This window comes from Enterobacter cloacae complex sp. SYL001 (assembly GCF_049237025.1).
GTDB lineage: Bacteria > Pseudomonadota > Gammaproteobacteria > Enterobacterales > Enterobacteriaceae > Enterobacter > Enterobacter intestinihominis.
In genome coordinates this window covers 1-22120 of the sequence record NZ_JBMKJI010000041.1, presented here as the reverse complement: position 1 = coordinate 22120, position 22120 = coordinate 1, and the positions used below count along the sequence as shown (strand labels likewise).

Sequence of the window (22120 nt, the reverse complement as noted above, 5' to 3'; positions counted from 1 at the left end):
GCTATGCCGAAATCCGTGATTATTCCGCCGGGCACCAGCACCCCGATAGCCCCGTTTGTCCCCGGTACCCTCGCCGACGGCGTGGTGTATGTCTCAGGCACGCTGCCGTTTGATAAAGACAACAACGTGGTGTTTATCGATGACCCAAAGGCGCAAACCCGCCACGTGCTGGAGACGATCAAAACCGTGATCGAAACGGCGGGTGGCACGATGGAGGACGTGACCTTCAACAGCATCTTTATCACCGACTGGAAAAACTACGCCGCGATTAACGAGATCTACGCGGAGTTTTTCCCCGGCGATAAACCGGCGCGGTTTTGCATCCAGTGCGGGCTGGTAAAGCCTGAAGCGCTGGTTGAAATTGCCACCGTTGCGCACATCGCGAAGTGAGGCCGCCATGAAACTGTCCATTTCCCCGCCCCCCTTTGCGGGCGCGCCCGTGGTGGTGCTGATTGCCGGGCTCGGCGGCAGCGGCAGCTACTGGCTGCCCCAGCTCGCCGTGCTGGGGCAGGAGTATCAGGTGGTGTGCTACGACCAGCGGGGCACGGGGAATAACCCGGATACCCTGCCGGAAGACTACACCCTCGCACACATGGCCGACGAGCTTGCGCTGGCGTTAGCCGAGGCCGGGATCGCCCGTTACTGCGTGGTCGGCCACGCGCTGGGGGCGCTGGTCGGCCTGCGGCTGGCTATCGATAAGCCTGACGCACTCACCGCGCTGGTTTGTGTCAACGGCTGGCTGACCCTCAATGCCCATACCCGACGCTGTTTTGACGTTCGCGAACGTCTGCTGCATGCGGGCGGGGCTCAGGCGTGGGTAGAGGCACAGCCGCTGTTTCTTTACCCGGCAGACTGGATGGCCGCCCGCGCTCCGCGGCTGGAGGCCGAGGAAGCGCTGGCGCTGGCCCATTTCCAGGGCAAAGCCAATCTGCTGCGCAGGCTGCATGCGCTGAAACAGGCCGATTTCAGCCGCCACGCTGCACGCGTTCGCTGCCCCGTGCAGATTATTTGTTCCACCGACGATCTGCTGGTGCCGTCCGTCTGCTCCGCGGAACTGCACGCCGCCCTCCCGCACGCCCGCAAAACGGTCATGCGCCAGGGCGGGCATGCCTGCAACGTGACCGCGCCGGACATCTTTAACACGCTGCTGCTGAACGGGCTTGCCAGCCTGCTGCACAGCCCTGAACCCGCTTTGTAAGGAGCCTGAATGAGCGAAGCCATCACGCCCGCCGCGCTGGAAACGCTGTTTACCGGCGCACGTACCCATAACGGCTGGCTGGATATACCGGTCAGTGACGAGACGCTGCGCGAGATTTATGACCTGATGAAATGGGGGCCGACGTCCGCCAACTGCTCCCCGGCGCGCATTGTCTTTGTGCGAAGCCCGGAAGGAAAAGAGAAGCTGCGCCCGGCGCTCTCCAGCGGCAACCTTGAGAAAACGCTCACCGCTCCGGTCACGGCAATTGTCGCCTGGGACAGCGAGTTTTATGAGCGCCTGCCTGTACTGTTCCCGCACGGCGATGCCAGAAGCTGGTTTACCTCCAGCCCCGCACTGGCGGAAGAGACCGCCTTTCGCAACAGTTCGATGCAGGCCGCGTACCTGATCTTCGCCTGCCGCGCGCTCGGGCTCGACACCGGGCCGATGTCCGGCTTTGACCGGGAAAAAGTGGACGCGGCCTTTTTCACGGGCACGCTGCTTAAAAGCAATCTGCTGATTAACATCGGTTATGGCGATATGAGCAAAGTCTATGGGCGCTTACCGCGTCTGACCTTCGAAGACGCCTGCGGGCTGGCGTAAGGAGCCATCATGACGACACCCGATCAACAAACCTTCCGTGATGCCATGGCCTGCGTCGGTGCGGCGGTCAATATCATCACCACCGACGGCCCTGCGGGAATGGCGGGCTTTACCGCCAGCGCGGTATGCAGCGTGACCGATTCCCCGCCCACTCTGCTGGTTTGCCTCAACCGTGGCGCGTCCGTCTGGCCGATTTTCAACGAGAACCGCACCCTGTGCGTTAACACGCTGAGTGCCGGACAGGAGCCATTATCCAACCTGTTTGGCGGTAAAACGCCGATGGAGGACCGCTTTGCCGCTGCCCGCTGGCAGACAGGCGACACGGGCTGTCCACGTCTGGAAAATGCCCTGGCCTCGTTCGACTGCCGCATCAGCCAGGTGGTTAGCGTCGGCACCCACGACATTCTGTTTTGCGACATCGTATCCATCGTTCGCCACCCGGCACCGCAAGGGCTGGTGTGGTTCGACCGCGGCTATCACGCACTTATGCGACCCGCCTGTTAATCCGCATTCAGGAGACAGAACATGTTCGGACTTCCCCACTGGCAGTTGAAATCGACCTCCACAGAAGCAGGCGTGGTCGCGCCGGATGAAAGGCTCCCGCTCGGGCAGACAATGGTGATGGGCGTGCAGCATGCGGTCGCGATGTTTGGTGCGACGGTGCTAATGCCCATGCTGATGGGGCTGGATCCTAACCTCGCCATTTTGATGTCGGGTATGGGTACCCTGCTGTTCTTTTTTGTCACCGGCGGGCGCGTGCCCAGCTATCTGGGCTCCAGCGCCGCCTTTGTGGGAGTCGTTATTGCAGCGACCGGGTTTAACGGTCAGGGCATTAACCCCAACCTGAGCGTGGCCCTCGGCGGCATTATCGCCTGTGGGCTGGTCTACACCCTGACCGGTCTGGTGGTGATGAAAGTCGGCACGCGCTGGATCGAGCGGATGATGCCCCCCGTCGTCACCGGGGCGGTGGTGATGGCGATAGGCCTGAACCTCGCGCCGATTGCGGTGAAGAGCGTATCCGGCTCGCCGTTTGAAAGCTGGATGGCGGTGATTACGGTGCTGTGCATCGGCGTGGTGGCGGTCTTTACGCGCGGGATGATCCAGCGGCTGCTGATCCTGGTCGGGCTGATTGCGGCCTGTCTGATCTACGCGCTGCTGGCGAACGTGTTTGGTCTCGGCAAGCCGGTTGATTTCACACTGATTCACCAGGCCGCCTGGTTCGGGATGCCGCACATGACCTCGCCCACCTTTAACGCTCAGGCGATGATGCTCATCGCGCCTGTCGCGGTGATTCTGGTGGCTGAAAACCTGGGCCACCTGAAAGCCGTAGCGGGAATGACCGGGCGCAATATGGACCCGTATATGGGGCGGGCGTTTGTGGGAGACGGTCTGGCGACCATGCTCTCCGGCTCGGTCGGCGGCAGCGGCGTGACGACCTACGCGGAAAACATCGGCGTGATGGCAGTGACCAAAGTCTACTCGACGCTGGTCTTCGTGGCGGCGGCGGTGATGGCGATACTGCTCGGCTTTTCCCCAAAATTCGGCGCATTGATCCACACCATCCCGGCACCCGTGATTGGCGGCGCCTCGATTGTTGTATTTGGTCTGATTGCCGTCGCGGGGGCACGCATCTGGGTGCAGAATCATGTTGATCTGAGCCAGAACGGTAACCTGATCATGGTGGCGGTCACGTTGGTGCTGGGCGCAGGCGACTTCGCCCTGACGCTGGGCGGGTTTACGGTGGGCGGGATTGGCACGGCGACCTTCGGCGCGATCCTGCTCAACGCCCTGCTTAGCCGCCGCAAAGGGGATGAAGCGCAAGCGGAAGCCATCACCCCCTGAACCTGAAATAGCCGGTTGACGCTACGCTTACCCGGCCTACATGCCAATTGTAGGCCCGTGCAAGCGAAGCGCCGCCGGGCAAAACGGACAGCGTGCGCGTTGTTAGCTATCTGCCCCTTGTTCAGTGCCCAACCCGGCAGTCGCCTTACGTCGTTTTTTTAACTTTAACTCGCTCACCAGCACCCCGGCGACAATAAACGCCGCGCCCACCAGCGCCAGCAGCGGCAGACGCTCCCCGGCGAGTCGCCCGAAAATACCCGCCCACACCGGTTCACCGGTATAGATGACCGTCGCCCGTGTCGGAGATACGCTGCGCTGCGCCCAGTTCATGGTGACCTGAATAATGGCGCTAAAAACGCCCAGCCCCAGCGCCACGACGATAAGCCCGGTAGACATCGGCGGGACGGACTCCCCTGCCGGCACCATCGTCACGAACGCCACCAGCGACGCGGTGGCAAGCTGCACGACCGTCACCCGCTTGACGTCCACTTTTCCTGCCCAGGCGCTAATCAAAATAATTTCAGCCGCAATGGCAACGGCCCCCACCAGCGTGATGATCTCTCCCGGCCCCAGCGCCAGCAGATTATTTTCCGGCCCGGCTAATAAAATGAGGCCGATGAACGCCAGCACGATTCCAATGCACGACATCAGGCCCGGTATTCTGCCCAGGCACAGCCACTGCAACAGCGGCACCAGCGGTACGTACATGGCGGTGATGAAAGCGGATTTACTGCTGGAGATAGACTGAAGCCCCCACGTTTGCAGGCTATAGCCCATGGCAATCGCCACGCCAATAGCGACACCCGCTTTAAGCTCTGTCAGGGTCAACCCGCACAGGGTTTTCAGCGAAATAAGCGCCACGGCAACCGCCGCGGTTGCAAAACGCAGCCCTACAAAGAAAAACGGATCGCTCATCGTGACCGCGTACTGAACGGCAAGAAAGGTTCCGCCCCAGAACATGGTGATCAAAATCAGGATGGCTTCCTGAGGCTTAATGGAGAAAGTAAAACGGGAAACGGACATGGGACACCAGCACGAAGAATCAATCCTGTAGTGTGCGATGCCTTTGATTACAGTTCAATGTAGCAGACATAAAAAAACCGCCGGGAAACCCGGCGGCAGAGAGTTAACCCGGCGTACTACTTGTTGCTGCCGTGGCTATTTTTACCCCCTTTTTTGCCAGCCTCTGATGCGCGCTGAGGGTCGTTTTTAAAATTGCCCCCGCTAGACTGGCCACCTTTACGACCTGCTTCTGATGCTCTTTCACGGTCTTCAGCGAAATTACCTGAACCACCACGATGGTTTGCCATCTCTAACCTCCAGAGTGTGAAACATTAGACATCATATTGCATTCAGTAAAAGAGGATTCTTTCACCTCGCGGCTCAAGGACAGTGCCTTTATCTGTGCCGCGTGAATCTAAGCTTAGTGTAACGCGGCTATCCGGCAAGCGAGAGGTAATATTCTGCAACATGATCTCAGCCTTTCGTATGAAATATTGAGGAGGTCATCCATAAGCCATTCTTATATTTTGAAAAATCAGCGCTGCTAAAGTTGTTTCATTTTGCTACAAAGCACATAACGAAAAGATATTGTTATATATCAAATAAATGCCGTTCATTTTTGCAGTCTGGCCGTGATGTCATATCTTTAAAGTAACGCAGCGATCCGCTGTAAGAAAAACCAACGAGGAGTGATGCAAAATGGCAAAAGTTCTGGTGCTCTATTATTCCATGTATGGACACATTGAAACCATGGCTCACGCAGTTGCAGAAGGCGCAAACAGAGTAGACGGCGTTGAGGTTGTGGTTAAACGCGTACCGGAAACCATGCAGGCGGAAGCCTTCGCCAAAGCCGGGGGAAAAACACAAAACGCCCAGGTCGCCACCCCGCAGGAGCTCGCGGACTATGATGCCATTATCTTCGGCACCCCGACCCGCTTCGGCAATATGTCCGGCCAGATGCGCACCTTCCTCGACCAGACGGGCGGGCTCTGGGCCTCCGGCGCGTTATACGGCAAGCTGGCCAGCGTGTTCAGCTCTACCGGCACAGGCGGCGGCCAGGAGCAGACGATCACCTCAACCTGGACTACCCTTGCACATCATGGGATGGTGATTGTGCCGATTGGCTACGGCGCGCAGGAACTGTTTGATGTTTCCCAGGTTCGTGGCGGGACACCGTATGGCGCGACAACCATTGCCGGTGGGGATGGTTCACGTCAGCCAAGCAATGAAGAACTTTCGATCGCCCGCTATCAGGGTGAATACGTCGCGGGTCTTGCCAAAAAACTGAACGGCTAACCCAACAGGAGGACAAGTATGCCAACTCAAGAATCCAAAGCTCACCACGTGGGCGAATGGGCAAGTTTACGCAATACCTCTCCGGAGATTGCAGAAGCCATCTTTGAAGTCGCCAGGTATGACGAAAAGCTGGCTGAGCAGATTTGGGAAGAAGGCAACGATGAAGTGCTGGTTCGCGCTTTCGAAAAAACCGACAAAGACTCGCTGTTCTGGGGCGAGCAAACCATCGAACGTAAAAACGTCTGAATGTTCCCCCCGCCCGCGCGGGGGTTTTCTTCTATTTCGCCGCGTTGTTCATCACCGCATTGAATTTATCGATCGGACAGAAGCCGTTGCCATCTACCGGACAGCCCTTCAGCTCCAGCGTCACGCGCTGCGCAGGAGATTGCAGCGACAGCACGCTGGCATTACGCAACTGCTCTGAACTCTGGTAGACATACTCAATTTTCATCAGCTCCTGGTTAGTGTTTTTGTCATGCCAGCGCTGGAAGACAATTTTACCGCCAATCGGGGTTCGTTCCTGCTGGTCGTGCAGCTGATACGGCCTGAAATCCAGCGCGGTCAGCAGCGAGGCAATGTTGGAGTCGTGCCCCACCAGCAGGGTAATTTTTGGCGCTTTGGCCTGTTCGGTCACCAGCGCTTTATCAATGTACTTCACCAACGGTTTAGCCACGTTCTGCGCCACGTCCGTCGAGGTAAACAGCGAGTCCTGGTAGCCGTTTTTCAGCTTCGACAGCACGCGCCACTGCTGATCGGTTTTGATTTCCCCCCATGCCACCTGGTCTGCCGGGAATCCTTCGTAATACTGTAGGGTGAACGCATCCACCAGCGAGTTACCCACTTTCAGCGGCCCGGAGACGCCCGGCTCTTTTTCATAATCGGCGCTGAACGTATCTTTCGCCTCCGTCAGGGAACAGACTTTTTTCTCCTTGCAGGACGGCGAGTCGCTATAGTTTGTCAGCAGCTCCAGCAGTTTGTAGCTTTCATCCAGCTGCATTTTCTGCCGTTCTGTCTCCATCGCTTTCAGCGCTTTCTCACGAAACTCAGGGGAATTATCGGTAATGACCGGATTGAAGGTGGGGTCCATGGTGCCCATTTTTTCCTGATGATGCACAGGCACATCGCACCCCGGGAACGCGCCGGTGATAAAGAACTGCGCGGTCGCCACGGTGCGCTGGAGGCTGTTGGCGTAGGCATAGACGGTACCCGCTGGCGGGCATTCACCCGTCTTCACCATCCCCTGCTCTGCCAGCCACTCGCGTATATAGTGACCCATATACACTTCCAGTACGCCCCCTTTGGTGGTGAGCTGTCCACCCGGGACGTCCCACTCCGGCCACTGCTTCGGCGTGGACTGCTCCAGCACGCTGCCGTTATTGGCAAGCGGCGCGCGCAGGTTGTGGCGGCTCATGATGAGCACCTGTTCCAGCTGATAGCCATCCGGCGTGTCCTGTGCCTGCGCCCCAAACGTCACTGAAAGCGTTCCTGCCACGGCGACAGCGAGTAGTGCTTTTCTCATCCCTTTTTCCTCATGCGTTTTTATCGTTACGCTGAGTGTGACAGACTGGTGACCGTTTTTTCGGGAAGCATTTCTCAAACTGATGAATACGTTCAGATGCTGATGCCGGTGACGATGCCGACATACAGCGCCGCCCATGCGCAGGCTGACAGCAGGCTAACGACGTAAACCTTCATCGCGCTCATCCTGAGCATGCCGGCCGCCAGCGGCACGATATAACGCAGCACCGCCAGGAAACGCGACGTGAACAGCGCGACTACGCCGTGCTTTTGCAGCTGATGCTGTACCCGCAGAAACTTATCGGCATGTTTTGCGGTGAGGCGTGACACCAGCCGGGTATGCCCCATCAGCTTGCCGATATGGTAATTCAGCACCGAACCTGCCGTAGCGCCCATCACCACCGCCAGCCACGTCATTCCGGGATGCAGACTCGACTGGCTGACGGCGATCCCCGCCATCAGCATGACCGATGCGGGCGGCAGCACCGAGGAGACCAGCACCGTCGATTTACTCAACGCCATAACAACGAGCAGCGCGAACAGATGCGTCGGATAATGCGCAAAATGATCCAGCAGCGTGTCCAGCCATGCCATTTTACTCTCTCCGGTAACAAATGAATTCTCCATTTAAAAAGAAAACAGTTAAATAAAACCTCAACATGCGGTCAATACTATTCATTTAAACCGTTCTTCAACATTATTAAAATTCCTCAGCAGCGGTTTTAAATAAGCGTATTATCCCTCTCGTTTTACAACGATCTCGTTATGGCGAGGCTCCTGTACAAATACACGTTATCGCTCTGGTGGGTTCGAGAGAACCGGCACAGGGTAAAACAGGCACTGTCGAATCAAGGCTTTGTCAGTATAACTTCCCTTGTGGGATACGGTGTACAGTGCTGAACCCAGGACGTGGGGATCTCCTTTCCGACATGCCCTGTCTTGCTCGCCCCTGAGAGATTTTATTATTCAAAGGGAATTTACTATGTCTTACGCTATTCACAACCAAAACCTGGCTTTTAACGACAGCGCCATCGCGCAATATATGAATACCGATTTTATCGTTATCGATATTTCATTATGCGTAGCTCTGGCACGCGAGCAGTTCTTTGAAAAATTAAAAGATGATGATATTCCGTCGCATATTTTTATCGAAGATAACGGGCGCCTCGCGGGTTTAATCGCCGTACGCAAATTATTGCAGGCCACGGATACCGTGCAGCCCGTTAAGGGGTTGATGATATCGGATTTTATTCAGCTCAAACCGGAAGATGAGCGGGCGGATGTCGCCGGGCTGCTGGCGCACGCGGAGGCGGATGTGGTGCCGGTGGTGACCCACGGCAAGCTGGTGGGCTGCCTTACCGAGCGTGAAATCGCCCATCTGCTGGAAGATGACGTTACTGAAGATGCCCAGCTTCAGGGGGCGACGCTGCCGCTGGAGAAGCCCTATCTGGAAACCAGCGCCTTCAGCCTGTGGAAGAAACGCTCCGTCTGGCTGCTGCTGCTGTTTGTTGCGGAAGCGTATACCAGTTCGGTGATCCAGCATTTTGAAGAGGCGCTGGAATCTGCCATCGCGCTGGCGTTCTTTATTCCGCTGCTGATTGGCACCGGCGGAAACAGCGGGACGCAGATCACCTCGACGCTGGTGCGCGCCATGGCGCTGGGTGAAGTCCACCTTCGCGATGTGGGTCGCGTGCTGCGCAAAGAGATCAGCACCTCGTTAATGATTGCCGCCACGCTGGGTCTGGCGGGCTGCGTTCGCGCCTGGATGATGGGTATTGGGATGGAAATCACGCTCATCGTCAGCCTGACGCTGGTCTGCATTACACTGTGGAGCGCCGTCGTCTCGTCGGTGATCCCGATGGTACTGAAACGCTGCAAAATCGACCCGGCGGTGGTCTCCGCACCGTTTATCGCCACGCTAATCGACGGCACCGGGCTGATTATCTACTTCAAAATCGCGCAGTATACGCTGGGGCTGGAATAACGAAAAAACCCTGCGATATTGCTATCGCAGGGTTTTCGAATTTGGCGGAAGCGTAGAGATTCGAACTCTAGAACCCTTTCGGGTCGCCGGTTTTCAAGACCGGTGCCTTCAACCGCTCGGCCACGCTTCCAAAGTGAGGCGCACTATAAACATCTCTGAGCATGATGTAAAGCACGAAATTGCATAACATTACACGTCTTTCGTCCTCCCCTTCCGTCCCGCTGATTTCTTCGCCATCGACTGGCTAAAATGTAAACATTTATTTTTACATTCATAACGTTTATTAGATTCGCGGGTGGTCATTTAGACTCTTTTTCGCACAACACCCATTAACCGTGGATCACTGCGATAAGAGATTAGCCATGATTTTATTTAACGACGATTATGAATTTTTTATTTATCAGTGATAACTATTACCTTTGCCATGGTGTATCAAGCTCCCTGACATCGACCCATTTGATTCGCGATGACGCGGATATTCACGATCTTGATGGGGTCGATCAGGCGATGGATTTTATCATTGCGATTGAACAGGATAAGTTACGCAATAAAACCATTCAGCAGGTCAAAAAAGTCAAGCGTGATTACATTGTCCTGATGCATGAGATAGAAGCCAACAGCGCGGTGAGAATTGATAATATTATCTATTCGTCGATGCATTTTACTGCTCACCCTTTTCAGCAGCTGATGCGTTTTTATCGGGCGCTCAGGACACACTCCTTTACCCGACGCGAATATGACGTGCTAAAGCTTTTCCATATGGAAAATCATGAAATCGCGAAAAAGCTGCAACTGTCACAAAAAACGACCAGCACCTACCGCGTGAGGATCCTCGAGAAATTGAATATGCGTTCAAAAAACATTCTGGCGATGACCCGTATAAAATCGGCGATTGTCGATCAGAAACTGTGATCTTTTGCCTTACCACGTGAAAACCGGGGCCTCAGGTTTCGCCCTGAGGGGGTTTGGCGGGCGCGGTATACCAGTTCTCTTTGGCAACCATTACGCTGCCCTCTGGCTGCATAACAAAATTCGGAGACATGATCTGCACGTTAAATTCGTTAAACACATCCTGTATCTGGCTATGCAGTTCATTGCGGGCAACCGCGAGGGACTGGTCGGGCAGCAGACGAACCTGCAACTCGTAGGCGATATACCAGTCCATTAACCCTAACTGGCGCACCAGCGGCGGCTCGGAAAGATCAATCCCTTTTGCCCGTTTCGCGGCCAGCTCCAGCATGGCATGCACCTGACGCCATGGGGTGTCATAACCGATAGTGACGCTGACCGTCAGATTGAGTCTGCCATCGGGCTGTAGCGCGCTAAGGTTGGTGATCTTACCGCTCACCACCACCGCATTGGGCACGGTAACGACATAATTTTCCCGGGTAATAATTTTGGTCGCCAGCATGCCTATTTCACTGACCTTACCTTCGTTATCCGCCACGCGAATGACATCGCCTTTACGCAGTGCGCGGGAGTAAATCAGGACCAGACCGCTCATGGCATGGTTCATCACCCCTGCCGAACCCAGCGTTAACATCAGGCCGAAGAAGACGCTAATACCTTTAAACGCCAGTGAGTTTGCGCCGGGCAGAAACGGCCAGGCAGCGGAGAGAGCAAATAGCCAGACGGCGACGGAAATGAGCTTACGGGTTGCCCCCACGGTTTCCGGATGTACGCCGGGAAGTTGCAGACGACCAGCCTCCACCTGATTCAGCACCATCCTCAGAAGCTTCAGAATAAAAGCGGTAATGAGGAAAATGATCAGAACAATCGTCAGCCCCGGCAAAGCCGAGACAATCGCCAGGGCAATTTGCTGCACCACGCGAAGCGACCAGTCTCCCAGCGACGTGCCCCACACCCGCGTCCACGGAAACAGACTGAATGCCCAGCTCAGCCAGACGTAAAAGCCGATTAAACCCAACAGGAACATCAGCAAGGCGTAAAGTCGAATCTCAATTGCGCCAATGTACCGCCGCCAGCTTTGCGGCACCCGGCTGCGATTCTCCACAATACGCAGACGGTAGACGCGTCGAAACCAGCGCCAGGATCGCCAGGCGCCATAGCAGAGCAGCAAAAGCGCCAGCAGGCCAGCGGCAGCTTTTACCGTCGACAGCGCCAGCCAGCCGGTATCGTATTGATCGCGCAGCGCCATTCTCTGCGCTTCCATGCGCGCCAGCACGCGCTGCGCGGCCTGATCGAGGGTGAGATCGTCCCCTTCGTCCAAATCCCCTTCCGTCAGCAGCATCACGGGCTTACCGTTCATCACGATCAGCCGCCCCTGCTGGTTATAGCGGGTCACGGGGACGATAGTGAGCGGCTCACGCACGTCCGCCTCGGTAAAATTGCGCAGGGTGTTGCGGATGCGTAAAACGCGCTCCTCCGGCGTGGTCAGGCCAAATTTCGCCTGAAGCATGACGATCGGCTGATGAAAAATATAGACCGTCCGGGCGCGCTCCTGCTCAGAAGGCGCCTGGCGGGGCTCAGCGGCATACGATGAGAAGGCGCTCAGGGAGGCAAAACAGAACGCAAACGCGAGCAGGATCTTTTTCATCCTCACTACCCCAAATCAGAAATCTTGTTGTTTTTCAGGCAACCCGCGAATGCCAGGTGGGTATGTTGAGAATAGTCCAGCCTTTCGTTTCTGCAACAAGTGACGGCGAGCGTGTTGCTCTCAATCACAATATATGTATTATGTTATAACATAACAATTTGGGATTATGTTCTATGTTACTTAAAAAAGGGTTATTTCTGGCTTTATTGCTCTCCACGGCGCCTACCGCTTTCTCAGCAACCTCCTGGCCCCTCACGATTGAAAATTGCGGCGTAAAGCAGACCTTTGCGCAGGCTCCTCAGCGCGTCGTGACCGTGGGACAGCATGAAACAGAATTACTGCTCGCACTGGGGCTGGAGAAAAAGATCGCCGCAACGTCGGTCTGGTTCGGCAAGCTCCCGGATCCGCTGGCAGATGCCGGGAAAAATATCCCCCGGCTTGCAGATAATTCCCCCTCCTTTGAAGCCGTGGTGGGACAGAAACCTGAGCTCGTTCTCGCGCAGTATCACTGGCACATTGGTCCGCAGGGAGAAGTGGGCACCCGTGAGCAGTTTGCCTCGCTGGGGATTAATACGTGGATCTCTCCTGCCGACTGCACGGATAAAGCGGTGACGGAAAAGTCAAACGCAGACGGAGCACGCAGCGCGCCGTTTTCGCTGGCCGAAATCACACGGGAAGTGACAGATCTGGCGACGATATTTGATGTTTCCGCGCGAGGTGAGCAGCTTAATCATACGCTGACGGAACGTATCAAAAAGGCCCAGGCGCGCGTCTCAGCGAAACCGCTTCGCGTCGTATTCTGGTTCTCAAGTAGCCGTCTGAATGGCGATCCCTGGGTGGCGGGGAATTACGGCGCGCCTGGCTGGATCAGCCGCACGCTGGGGTTGAAGAACATTATTGACTCTCATGACGAATGGCCGGCTGTAACCTGGGAACATATTGCCCAGTCGCAGCCGGACGTGATTGTTATCGCCGGGATGTCCCGCAGGCTTTACCCTGCCGATGACGTTGAGGTAAAAAAAGCATTCTTGCGTAATGACCCGGTGACGAAGAACATGCCTGCGGTCAGGAACAACCACATTATTGTGGTGCCGGCGATGTCGTTAAACCCTTCATTACGTAACGTCGATGCGGTTGAGCTTATCAGCGAGCGGCTGGCTTCTTTCCGGGATGAACAATGAGTCATTTCGCTTTTGACCGCCGCCAGCAAGGTTTACTGGCAGCAGGCGTCATGGCGCTGCCGCTAATGCTGGTTTTTGCCGCCAGTATCGGTGATATGCCGGTGTCGTATGCCAGTACCGGGAAAGCGATCCTCAACGGACTGGGTTTGACCTCTTATGCGTTGCCACAAACGGAGGAGGGTATCGTCTGGCAATATCGCATGAGCCGGGCAGTGATGGCCGCGTGCAGCGGCGGTGGCCTGGCGCTGTGCGGGCTGGTGTTACAGTCGATCCTGCGTAACCCTCTGGCTGAGCCTTATCTGCTGGGGATTTCCGCGGGCGCCTCGCTGGGGGCCGTCTGCGTGATGCTTCTCGGCATGGGGGGAAGCGTGATTGGCGTGAGCAGCGGTGCGTTTGTCGGCTCCTGCGCCGCCTTTGCGCTCATCATGGTGATTACAAACGGCATGAGTGAAAGCCCCTCGCGCATTTTGCTGGCCGGTATTGCGGGCACCCAGCTCTTCAACGCCATGACCGCGTACGTCGTCAGCACGTCCGCCAATGCCGAGCAGTCCCGTAGCGTCATGTTCTGGCTGATGGGGAGTCTGAGCGGCGTGCGCTGGCCTGACGCGCTGCTGGCGCTGGCCGTTACGCTTGCGGGTTTACTGGTGGTATTGCTCTTTTCCCGGGCGCTGGACACCTTCACCTTCGGGGATGAGGTCTCCACCACGCTGGGGATCCCGGTTACCGCCGTGCGTATTGTTTTATTGCTGACCTGTGCCGTTGTCACCGCCACGTTGGTGAGCGCCACAGGCGCAGTGGGGTTTGTCGGGCTGGTCATTCCCCATGTGACGCGCATGCTATGCGGGCCGGGCCATCGCCGCTCGATCCCGCTGACGTTTCTCATCGGCGCCCACTTTATGATCCTTGCCGATATCGTCTCACGCACGCTGATCGTGCACCAGGTTCTGCCCATCGGGGTGGTGACTGCGCTGGTGGGCGCCCCCGTCTTTGTGGCGTTGCTTTATCAAAACCGAAAGGAGCATCCATGAATATTACAGTGGCCGGGTTAACCGTAGCCCGACAGGCGCAGACGGTGCTTAAGGATATCGATCTCGACCTGCCATCCGGGCAGATTGTCGGCCTGTTAGGGCCAAACGGCTCAGGCAAGTCCACGCTGCTGCGCTGCCTCGCCGGGCTGTTTCCACGACACAGCGAATGTGTTGCGCTTAATGGCACAACGCTTGGCTTGATGCCGCTGAAAATACGGGCGCAGCACATGGCGTTTGTCCCGCAACATGCTGAGGTCGACGGGGAACTGACCGTTGAGGATATTGTCAGGCTGGGGCGTACGCCCTACCGGAAAACATTCCAGAGAACCACGCGCGACGATGAGGCTGCGGTTGAACAGGCGATTGGCCTGATGCAGTTATGCAGCTTACGCCAGCGGCGATGGCACTCTTTGTCAGGCGGAGAACGACAGCGAAGTCAGATAGCCCGCGCGCTGGCCCAGCAGCCGCAGGTGCTGTTGCTCGATGAACCGACAAACCACCTGGACATTCAGCACCAGCTGGAGCTGATGCGGCTCGTTTCACAGCTGCCGCTTACGGTGGTGGTTGCACTGCACGATCTCAATCTTGCGGCCAATTATTGCCAGCGTCTGATCCTCCTGAAGGCCGGGCAGATCGCAGCCACGGGTGCGCCCGAAGCGGTGCTGACGCCCTCGAACATCGCGGATACCTGGTGCGTAAAAGCTCAGGTCTGTAAGGCCGACGCCGGGATCACGATAAGCTATAACATGGGTAACATGGCGGAGAGCCAGAACAAAAGCAAAAACCCCTGCGATATTGCTATCGCAGGGGTTTCGAATTTGGCGGAAGCGTAGAGATTCGAACTCTAGAACCCTTTCGGGTCGCCGGTTTTCAAGACCGGTGCCTTCAACCGCTCGGCCACGCTTCCTAAGTGAGGCGAACTATAAACACCTCACCGCGCGCTGTAAAGGGTGCGCGCATTCGTTCGCTTTAAAAATAGCCAAAATGCGTTTAATCGGTTGAATAGACAACAGATTGGCCGTTTTACCAGCATAATATCCACCGCGGATCGTTAGTGCTTTTTGATGTACATATCTTTGGTGTAGTAGTAGCCAAGCTTATCCGGCGTGAAGCCCCCTACCCACGGTTTCACCAGGTGCGTGCGCACGTAGTGGTAGACAGGGATCGCCGGCACATCGCGCCCCAGCAGATCTTCTGCCTGCTGGTAGAACTTACCGCGCTCCTCCGCCGTTTTCGCCTTCGCCGCATTCACCAGAGCCAGATCGTATTCCGGATTGCTGTACTGAGTGGTGTTTTGGCTGTCGCCGGTACGGAAGTTATTCAGGAAGGTTGCGGCGTCATCGTAATCAGCAATCCAGGCGTAGCGCACCGCGTCAAAGTTATGGGTGTGCATGGTATCAAGCATGGTTTTCCACTCCTGGTTTTGCAGCTTCGCCTCTACGCCGAGGTTCTTCTTCCACATCGAGCTGGCGGCAATCGCAATACGCTGGTGCGATTCCGAGGTGTTATAGAGGAGATTAAAGCTGAGCGGATGGCTGTCGTTAAATCCGGCTTCGGCCAGCAGTTTTTTCGCCTCGGCAATGCGTTTATCCATCGGCCAGCTGGCGTAATCAGGGTTCTGTAACTTGACGCCGCCAATATCCGGCTGGCTGATGAGCCATGCCGGGCGTTGCCCCTGCCCTAAAACTTTCCCGGCGATAATATCTTTATCCAGCGCCAGATTCAGCGCCTTACGCACGCGGGCGTCGCTGAACGGCGGCCGGGTGGTGTTGAATTCGTAATAATAGGTGGCAAGCTGCGGCGATACGTCCAGCTCGTTCCCCAGCGTTTTCTTCAGCTGAGCAAACTGGTTGATCGGCACCGTGTAGGCGATGTCGATTTCGCCCGCTTTGTAGCGGTTGACGTCAGCGGCTTCGGAGGAAATGGGCAGATAGGTCACCTTGTTGATGACGGTATGTTCGTTATCCCAGTATTTCGGGTTTCGCACCGCCACAATGCGTTCGTTCACCACCCACTGTGACAGTTTATAGGCCCCGCTGCTGACGAAGTGCTCCGGTTTGGTCCACTTATCACCGAAACGACCTACCAGGACTTTATCTATCGGCACCAGAGACGGGTGAGCCAGCATCGCCAGGAAAGCAGCATTTGGCTGGGTGAGCGTCACTTCCAGTGTGGTGTCATTGATGGCTTTCACGCCCAGCGACTCGGGTGCTTTTTTGCCTTCTGCGATATCAGTGCCGTTGACGATACGCATACTGCCGGGATAGCTGGCATACGGAGAGACGGTTTTCGGGTCGACCAGTTGCTGCCAGCTCCAGACAATATCTTCCGCGGTGATGGGGGTGCCATCGCTCCAGGTAATGCCCGGGCGCAGATGGAAAGTCCAGACGGTGTTATCTTTATTTTCCCATTTCTCCGCCAGGCGCGGCTGGATTTCACCTGCCGGAGAGACGCTGACCAGCCCGTCGAATAAATCGCTGATAATATTGAATTCGACATCGCTTTCGACTTTATGCGGGTCGAGCGAGGCGGGTTCACTGCCGTTGTTCCTGACCAGTTCCTGCTTATCTGCCAGCTGGGTTCCTGCTGGCACGTTAGCCGCCCAGGTTGCCGTGCTGGCGCACAGGACCCCTGCGGTTAACAAAGAGAGCGTAAAGTGCATGCGTGTTTGTGGTTTCATTTCCTTCGCCTTATTGTCTGTTTTTATGACGATCCGGAAATAACTCTTAGCGGCCTTAGGGAAATAACGCAATATTTTTCAGTGACCTATAAGAGGTTGATCTGAATACGCCTTGCATACCGCACTTCATTCTGAGTACAAAGGCTTTACCAGAATAAAAAACCAGCATAATCCCTAAGGGGCTGAGTAAAGATGGGTAAAACCACTTTGCGTCTGCCGCGCCGTTTCCTATTCTTTGCGCTAATTACATCTGTCATAAGAGAGTGACTCATGGATCGTATAATTACTTCTTCACGCGACCGCACATCGCTACTCAGCACCCATAAGGTGCTTCGCAATACCTATTTCATGCTCAGCCTGACGCTGGCGTTTTCGGCGATCACCGCGACGGCCAGCACCGTACTGATGCTGCCTTCTCCGGGCCTGATCCTGACGCTGGTGGGTATGTATGGTCTGATGTTCCTTACCTATAAAACCGCGGATAAACCGGTGGGTATTCTCTCCGCTTTCGCCTTCACCGGCTTCCTGGGCTACATTTTGGGGCCAATCCTGAACGCCTATCTGTCTGCCGGAATGGGCGACGTGATTGGTATGGCGCTGGGCGGTACCGCGCTGGTGTTCTTCTGCTGCTCGGCCTACGTGCTGACCACCCGTAAGGACATGTCCTTCCTCGGCGGTATGCTGATGGCGGGTATCGTGATTGTGCTGGTCGGTATGCTGGCGAACATCTTCCTGCAATTGCCTGCTCTGCATCTGGCAATCAGCGCGGTGTTTATCCTGATTTCATCCGGCGCAATCCTGTATGAAACCAGCAACATCATTCACGGCGGTGAGACGAACTATATCCGCGCCACCGTGAGCCTGTATGTTTCGCTGTACAATATTTTTGTCAGCCTGCTGAGCATCCTGGGCTTCGCCAGCCGCGATTAACTCACCGTGCTGTGAACAAAGCCCCGCTTATGCGGGGCTTTGTTTTTTTGGTAGACTGAGGCGGTTTTTGACTAACGCGTGAATGAATATGTTGAGTTTTGAAGGCAAAGAGATCGAAACCGATAACGACGGTTATCTGAAAGAGAGCAGCCAGTGGAGCGAAGCGCTGGCGGAGAAAATTGCGGAAAACGAAGGAATTACCCTCTCCCCGGAACACTGGGAAGTGGTGCGCTTTGTGCGCGAATTCTACCTCGAATTCAACACCTCTCCGGCTATCCGCATGCTGGTCAAAGCCATGGCGAATAAATTTGGCGAAGAGAAAGGCAACAGCCGTTATCTGTATCGCCTGTTTCCGAAAGGCCCGGCTAAACAGGCGACAAAAATTGCCGGCCTGCCAAAGCCGGTAAAATGCATTTAATAGCGAATACTGAAGTCAGCGTATTCCCGGCCGGGTTGATGCGGTTCCGTTAGCACCTTATCAACCCGCGCGCTGCGCGGTCCGCCCGCTTTCAGCCACGCCACCAGCTTCTCTACCCGATCCGCCTCACCGCAGGCCACAACCTCCACGCTGCCATCATCCATGTTACGCGCATACCCCGTCAGTCCGAGCTGAAGGGCTTCGCGCTGGGTGCTGTAGCGGAATCCGACGCCCTGTACAAGGCCATGGACCCAGGCAATGGTGCATACATTTGACATCATCCTTCTCCTTATCCGACTGGCGCGTTGCATTTCCTCGCTGAAGTCGGGAAAATGGCGGCCATTTCATTGGAATCGACAGAATAGCAAATTATGAGTGTACGTTTAGTGTTAGCCAAAGGGCGCGAGAAGTCATTACTGCGCCGCCATCCCTGGGTCTTTTCCGGCGCGGTTGCCCGCATGGAAGGTAAAGCCAGCCTCGGTGAAACCATCGATATTGTTGACCATCAGGGGAAATGGTTAGCACGCGGCGCATACTCGCCTGCATCTCAGATCCGCGCGCGCGTCTGGACGTTCGATAAAGAAGAAGCCATCGATATCGACTTCTTTGTCCGTCGTCTGCAACAGGCGCAGCAGTGGCGCGAGTGGCTGGCAAAGCGTGACGGGCTGGACAGCTATCGTCTGATTGCCGGTGAATCCGACGGGCTGCCGGGCGTGACCATTGACCGCTTCGGCAATTTCCTGGTGTTGCAGCTGCTGAGCGCCGGGGCGGAATACCAGCGTGCCGCGCTAATTAGCGCCCTGCAAACCCTGTTCCCGGAATGTGCCATTTACGACCGCAGCGACGTGGCGGTACGTAAAAAAGAGGGCATGGAGCTGACGCAGGGCCCGGTCACCGGCGAACTGCCGCCTGCCCTGCTGCCTATCGAGGAGCACGGCATGAAGCTGCTGGTGGACATCCAGGGCGGCCATAAGACCGGTTATTATCTCGACCAGCGTGACAGCCGTCTGGCAACGCGCCAGTACGTTGCCGATAAGCGCGTGCTGAACTGCTTCTCCTATACCGGCGGCTTTGCGGTCTCTGCCCTGATGGGCGGCTGTGCCCAGGTTGTGAGCGTCGACACCTCACAGGAAGCGCTGGATGTGGCGAAACAGAACGTTGAGCTAAACAAGCTGGATCTGAGCAAAGCGGAGTTTGTGCGCGACGACGTGTTCAAACTGCTGCGTAAATACCGCGACCAGGGCGAGAAATTTGACGTTATCGTGATGGACCCGCCGAAGTTTGTAGAAAATAAAAGCCAGCTGATGGGCGCCTGCCGTGGCTATAAAGACATCAACATGCTGGCGATCCAGCTGCTGAACCCGGGTGGCGTTCTGCTGACGTTCTCCTGCTCTGGCCTGATGACGACAGATTTATTCCAAAAAATCATCGCCGATGCCGCAATAGATGCGGGTCGTGATGTACAATTTATAGAGCAGTTCCGTCAGGCCGCCGATCATCCGGTGATCGCTACCTACCCGGAAGGGCTGTATCTGAAAGGGTTTGCCTGTCGCGTCATGTAACTTGAAAAGAGAAATATTGCCCGCACATAGTGTGTATGTAATGTTTCCCGGGAGGTGACTATGATTGCCAGCAAATTCGGTATCGGCCAGCAGGTCCGCCACACCTTGCTTGGATATTTGGGTGTGGTCGTGGATATCGACCCGGAGTATTCCCTTGATGAACCGTCAGCAGACGATCTGGCCGTTGACGCAGAGCTTCGCGCCGCGCCCTGGTATCATGTGGTTATGGAGGGCGACGATGGTCAGCCTGTCCATACCTATCTTGCCGAAGCGCAGCTGAGTGGTGAACTACAGGATGAGCATCCGGAACAACCCACTATGGACGAGCTTGCTCAGACCATCCGCAAACAGTTACAGGCGCCAAGACTGCGTAACTAAAGGTGTAAAAAAGCCCGTAAAACGGGCTTTTTTTATTTTGCCAGCCCCAGACGGGGAATATCGATTGCCGGACAGCGATCCATCACCACTTTCAGCCCGGCATCGCGTGCCAGCACGGCTGCCTGCTCATTAATCACGCCCAACTGCATCCACAGCGTTTTCGCGCCAATGGCGATCGCCTCCTGCGCCACGCCCCAGGCCGCCTCTGAATTACGGAAAACGTCCACCATATCCACCTTTTCCGGCACGTCCGCGAGCGTCGCATAGCCCTGCTGACCCAGCAGCGTTTTCCCCGCCACCTTAGGCGAGACCGGGATCACGTGATATCCCTGGTCCAGAAGGTATTTCATGACCCGATAGCTTGGGCGATCCGGTTTATCGCTGGCGCCGACCAGCGCGATAGTGCGCGTGGACGTCAGAATCTCGACAATGTCGTTCTCTTTCATGCTGTTCCTCCTGGTTTTTTTCAAAGTGTACGTCAAAGCGGACATCTCAACCACGCATCCCATACAGAAGTATGAGGGCAAAACGGCAGAATATGTCTATATGTTAGTAAACGTGTTTATCGAAAAATTTTGATACATTCTTACCAGGTAGTTTGTCTACAGGAGTCTGCTATGAAAACCGGCATTGCCTGGGCTGTGGTTGCGTTAATCATGCCGGTTTGTGTTTTCGCAACCACCCTCAGACTCTCAACCGACATTGACCTGCTGGTGCTGGACGGGAAAAAAGTCTCCAGCTCCCTGCTGCGGGGCGCAGACAGCATCGAGCTGGATAATGGCCCGCATCAGGTGGTTTTTCGGGTTGAAAAGACGATTCGCCTCGCCGACAACGAACAGCAGGTGTACATTTCGCCTCCGCTGGTGGTCAGCTTTAATACCCAACGCATCAGCCAGGTCAATTTTCGTCTCCCGCACCTTGAAACAGAAAAAGAGTCACTGGCATTTGATGCCTCACCGCGCATTGAGCTGGTGGACGGGGATTCTATGCCCATCCCGGTAAAGCTGGATATCCTGGCGCTGACAAAAAGGCCAAAAGGAACAGATTACGAAGCGGACACGGAGATCTATAACAGAGCCAGCAGGCGCGCCTCCCTGCCCCAGTTCGCCACCATGATGGCGGATGACAGTACCCTGCTTTCGGGCGTATCGGAGCTGGATGTACTCCCTCCTCAGTCGCAGACCCTTACTGAGCAACGCCTCAAATTCTGGTTCCAGAATGCCGATCCGGACACGCGCGCCCGTTTTCTGCAATGGGCGAAACGACAACCTTCGTCGTAAGCCACATTTTTTCGTCCTTTCTCTTGCAGCATCAGTCAGTTCCCGTCATCGTGTAGCGAGGTAACCTCACGGATAAGATTATGGAACTGACAACACGCACACTTCCGGCGCGCAAGCACATTGCTCTGGTTGCGCACGATCACTGTAAACAAATGCTGCTTAACTGGGTTCGTCGCCATCAGCCTCTTTTACAGCATCATGCCCTTTCTGCCACGGGAACAACCGGCAACCTGATCCACCGCGAAACCGGTCTGGAAGTGAATGCCATGCTGAGCGGCCCGATGGGGGGTGACCAGCAGGTCGGCGCTCAGATTTCGGAAGGTAAAATTGACGTTCTGATATTCTTCTGGGATCCGCTGAACGCGGTTCCGCATGATCCGGACGTTAAAGCGCTGCTGCGTCTGGCGACGGTATGGAACATTCCGGTAGCCACCAATCTTTCAACGGCAGATTTCATCATTGAATCGCCGCAGTTTAACGATCCGGTGGAGATTTTGATCCCGGATTATCAGCGTTATCTTGCGGAGAGACTGAAGTAGTTTTTTGCCCGGTGGCGCAGCTGTATGACCGGATACATAGGTAACAGATCAGACCGGGAACATAGGTAACACTTTTCAGTCTATCCGGAGCACACTCTGGGTTTTTCGGTCGTAGTACGCAAGCGTT

Annotated in this window: 26 protein-coding genes, 2 tRNA genes and 1 riboswitch; of the genes, 18 read left to right on the top strand and 10 right to left on the bottom strand. The window is 55.8% G+C overall.

What is annotated here, in order from left to right; translation table 11 throughout:
* Positions 1-3 precede the first annotated feature (3 nt).
* From rutC to rutG, 5 genes are read left to right on the top strand one after another with little or no spacing between them, the layout of a single operon-like run.
* The gene (gene rutC, locus ACOTZP_RS22905; RefSeq protein ID WP_015570870.1) at positions 4-390 is read left to right on the top strand and encodes a pyrimidine utilization protein C; all 387 of its coding nucleotides are present in this window, start codon (positions 4-6) and stop codon (positions 388-390) included.
* 7 nt (positions 391-397) lie between these two features.
* Positions 398-1198 carry a pyrimidine utilization protein D gene (rutD, locus tag ACOTZP_RS22900; protein WP_271075290.1) on the top strand — a complete coding sequence of 267 codons (801 nt, stop codon included), beginning with the start codon at positions 398-400 and terminating at the stop codon, positions 1196-1198.
* Positions 1199-1207: 9 nt separating this feature from the next.
* Positions 1208-1798 (top strand): malonic semialdehyde reductase, encoded by a 591-nt coding sequence (locus ACOTZP_RS22895; RefSeq protein ID WP_022647679.1) that lies wholly within the window; start codon positions 1208-1210, stop codon positions 1796-1798.
* 9 nt (positions 1799-1807) lie between these two features.
* A complete protein-coding gene (rutF, locus tag ACOTZP_RS22890) occupies positions 1808-2302 on the top strand; it encodes an NADH-dependent FMN reductase RutF (protein ID WP_022647678.1) in 495 nt (164 codons plus the stop codon).
* Between the two features lie 21 nt (positions 2303-2323).
* Positions 2324-3640, top strand: a complete 1317-nt coding sequence (gene rutG, locus ACOTZP_RS22885; protein WP_032624507.1) for a pyrimidine utilization transport protein G — start codon at positions 2324-2326, stop codon at positions 3638-3640.
* Between the two features lie 102 nt (positions 3641-3742).
* On the opposite strand, the gene ACOTZP_RS22880 is transcribed toward rutG, so the two are convergent.
* Both ACOTZP_RS22880 and ACOTZP_RS22875 read right to left on the bottom strand, forming a co-directional pair.
* Positions 3743-4663, bottom strand: coding sequence for a DMT family transporter (locus tag ACOTZP_RS22880; RefSeq protein WP_421633790.1), 921 nt, complete (start codon positions 4661-4663; stop codon positions 3743-3745).
* A 116-nt stretch (positions 4664-4779) separates the two neighbouring features.
* Positions 4780-4950: a general stress protein gene (locus ACOTZP_RS22875; RefSeq protein ID WP_001273664.1), complete on the bottom strand. Its 171-nt coding sequence runs from the start codon at positions 4948-4950 to the stop codon at positions 4780-4782.
* A 391-nt stretch (positions 4951-5341) separates the two neighbouring features.
* On the opposite strand from ACOTZP_RS22875, the gene wrbA reads away from it, so the two are divergent.
* Positions 5342-5938, top strand: a complete 597-nt coding sequence (wrbA, locus tag ACOTZP_RS22870) for an NAD(P)H:quinone oxidoreductase (protein WP_022647675.1) — start codon at positions 5342-5344, stop codon at positions 5936-5938.
* 18 nt (positions 5939-5956) lie between these two features.
* Positions 5957-6184 (top strand): YccJ family protein, encoded by a 228-nt coding sequence (locus ACOTZP_RS22865; protein ID WP_022647674.1) that lies wholly within the window; start codon positions 5957-5959, stop codon positions 6182-6184.
* A 31-nt stretch (positions 6185-6215) separates the two neighbouring features.
* Here ACOTZP_RS22865 and agp read toward each other — a convergent pair whose 3' ends face one another.
* Together agp and ACOTZP_RS22855 are read right to left on the bottom strand one after the other, a co-directional pair.
* Entirely contained in the window at positions 6216-7457 is a 1242-nt protein-coding gene (gene agp / locus ACOTZP_RS22860) for a bifunctional glucose-1-phosphatase/inositol phosphatase (RefSeq protein WP_271075288.1), read from the bottom strand.
* A 92-nt stretch (positions 7458-7549) separates the two neighbouring features.
* Positions 7550-8050, bottom strand: a complete 501-nt coding sequence (locus ACOTZP_RS22855) for a DedA family protein (protein WP_271075287.1) — start codon at positions 8048-8050, stop codon at positions 7550-7552.
* 158 nt (positions 8051-8208) lie between these two features.
* Positions 8209-8378, top strand: a riboswitch (M-box (ykoK) riboswitch).
* A gap of 60 nt (positions 8379-8438) precedes the next feature.
* Here ACOTZP_RS22855 and ACOTZP_RS22850 point away from each other — a divergent pair.
* Positions 8439-9440, top strand: coding sequence for a magnesium transporter (locus ACOTZP_RS22850; RefSeq protein WP_271075286.1), 1002 nt, complete (start codon positions 8439-8441; stop codon positions 9438-9440).
* Positions 9441-9482: 42 nt separating this feature from the next.
* On the opposite strand, the gene ACOTZP_RS22845 is transcribed toward ACOTZP_RS22850, so the two are convergent.
* Positions 9483-9570: transfer RNA gene (locus ACOTZP_RS22845), tRNA-Ser, on the bottom strand.
* Between the two features lie 254 nt (positions 9571-9824).
* Between ACOTZP_RS22845 and ACOTZP_RS22840 the strand changes: the two genes are divergently transcribed.
* A complete protein-coding gene (locus tag ACOTZP_RS22840) occupies positions 9825-10352 on the top strand; it encodes a helix-turn-helix domain-containing protein (RefSeq protein ID WP_271075285.1) in 528 nt (175 codons plus the stop codon).
* 31 nt (positions 10353-10383) lie between these two features.
* On the opposite strand, the gene ACOTZP_RS22835 is transcribed toward ACOTZP_RS22840, so the two are convergent.
* Positions 10384-11997 carry a mechanosensitive ion channel family protein gene (locus tag ACOTZP_RS22835; RefSeq protein WP_271075284.1) on the bottom strand — a complete coding sequence of 538 codons (1614 nt, stop codon included), beginning with the start codon at positions 11995-11997 and terminating at the stop codon, positions 10384-10386.
* Between the two features lie 173 nt (positions 11998-12170).
* On the opposite strand from ACOTZP_RS22835, the gene ACOTZP_RS22830 reads away from it, so the two are divergent.
* Genes ACOTZP_RS22830 through ACOTZP_RS22820 form a run of 3 tightly spaced genes read left to right on the top strand, consistent with a single transcriptional unit; the run spans position 12171 to position 15039 of the window.
* Positions 12171-13178, top strand: coding sequence for an ABC transporter substrate-binding protein (locus tag ACOTZP_RS22830; RefSeq protein WP_271075283.1), 1008 nt, complete (start codon positions 12171-12173; stop codon positions 13176-13178).
* Positions 13175-14206, top strand: a complete 1032-nt coding sequence (locus ACOTZP_RS22825) for a FecCD family ABC transporter permease (RefSeq protein ID WP_038415793.1) — start codon at positions 13175-13177, stop codon at positions 14204-14206. Before ACOTZP_RS22830 ends, ACOTZP_RS22825 begins: the two co-directional genes overlap by 4 nt.
* Positions 14203-15039 carry an ABC transporter ATP-binding protein gene (locus ACOTZP_RS22820; protein ID WP_271075282.1) on the top strand — a complete coding sequence of 279 codons (837 nt, stop codon included), beginning with the start codon at positions 14203-14205 and terminating at the stop codon, positions 15037-15039. The genes ACOTZP_RS22825 and ACOTZP_RS22820 overlap by 4 nt, the downstream gene beginning before the upstream one ends.
* On the opposite strand, the gene ACOTZP_RS22815 is transcribed toward ACOTZP_RS22820, so the two are convergent.
* Both ACOTZP_RS22815 and ACOTZP_RS22810 read right to left on the bottom strand, forming a co-directional pair.
* A tRNA-Ser gene (locus tag ACOTZP_RS22815) sits at positions 15026-15113 on the bottom strand. The two genes, ACOTZP_RS22820 and ACOTZP_RS22815, sit on opposite strands and share 14 nt — an antisense overlap.
* A 144-nt stretch (positions 15114-15257) precedes the next feature.
* Positions 15258-16886 (bottom strand): ABC transporter substrate-binding protein, encoded by a 1629-nt coding sequence (locus tag ACOTZP_RS22810; RefSeq protein ID WP_271086548.1) that lies wholly within the window; start codon positions 16884-16886, stop codon positions 15258-15260.
* A 270-nt stretch (positions 16887-17156) separates the two neighbouring features.
* On the opposite strand from ACOTZP_RS22810, the gene yccA reads away from it, so the two are divergent.
* Both yccA and tusE read left to right on the top strand, forming a co-directional pair.
* Positions 17157-17816 carry an FtsH protease modulator YccA gene (gene yccA, locus ACOTZP_RS22805; protein WP_003858127.1) on the top strand — a complete coding sequence of 220 codons (660 nt, stop codon included), beginning with the start codon at positions 17157-17159 and terminating at the stop codon, positions 17814-17816.
* An 88-nt stretch (positions 17817-17904) separates the two neighbouring features.
* Complete coding sequence (tusE, locus tag ACOTZP_RS22800) at positions 17905-18234, top strand: sulfurtransferase TusE (protein ID WP_003858129.1); 330 nt, start codon at positions 17905-17907, stop codon at positions 18232-18234.
* Here the strand turns inward: tusE and yccX are convergent.
* The gene (yccX, locus tag ACOTZP_RS22795) at positions 18231-18512 is read right to left on the bottom strand and encodes an acylphosphatase (RefSeq protein ID WP_003858131.1); all 282 of its coding nucleotides are present in this window, start codon (positions 18510-18512) and stop codon (positions 18231-18233) included. The two genes, tusE and yccX, sit on opposite strands and share 4 nt — an antisense overlap.
* 93 nt (positions 18513-18605) lie before the next feature.
* Here yccX and rlmI point away from each other — a divergent pair, with 93 nt between their 5' ends.
* A complete protein-coding gene (gene rlmI / locus ACOTZP_RS22790; RefSeq protein ID WP_023299749.1) occupies positions 18606-19796 on the top strand; it encodes a 23S rRNA (cytosine(1962)-C(5))-methyltransferase RlmI in 1191 nt (396 codons plus the stop codon).
* A 60-nt stretch (positions 19797-19856) separates the two neighbouring features.
* A complete protein-coding gene (gene hspQ, locus ACOTZP_RS22785; RefSeq protein ID WP_003858136.1) occupies positions 19857-20174 on the top strand; it encodes a heat shock protein HspQ in 318 nt (105 codons plus the stop codon).
* Positions 20175-20206: 32 nt separating this feature from the next.
* Here the strand turns inward: hspQ and ACOTZP_RS22780 are convergent, their stop codons facing one another.
* Positions 20207-20620: a CoA-binding protein gene (locus tag ACOTZP_RS22780; RefSeq protein ID WP_006809337.1), complete on the bottom strand. Its 414-nt coding sequence runs from the start codon at positions 20618-20620 to the stop codon at positions 20207-20209.
* A 171-nt stretch (positions 20621-20791) separates the two neighbouring features.
* Here ACOTZP_RS22780 and csgI point away from each other — a divergent pair, with 171 nt between their 5' ends.
* Together csgI and mgsA are read left to right on the top strand one after the other, a co-directional pair.
* Positions 20792-21454, top strand: coding sequence for a curli synthesis inhibitor (csgI, locus tag ACOTZP_RS22775; protein WP_023305822.1), 663 nt, complete (start codon positions 20792-20794; stop codon positions 21452-21454).
* 80 nt (positions 21455-21534) lie between these two features.
* Positions 21535-21993, top strand: a complete 459-nt coding sequence (mgsA, locus tag ACOTZP_RS22770; RefSeq protein WP_003858146.1) for a methylglyoxal synthase — start codon at positions 21535-21537, stop codon at positions 21991-21993.
* Positions 21994-22120: the final 127 nt, after the last annotated feature.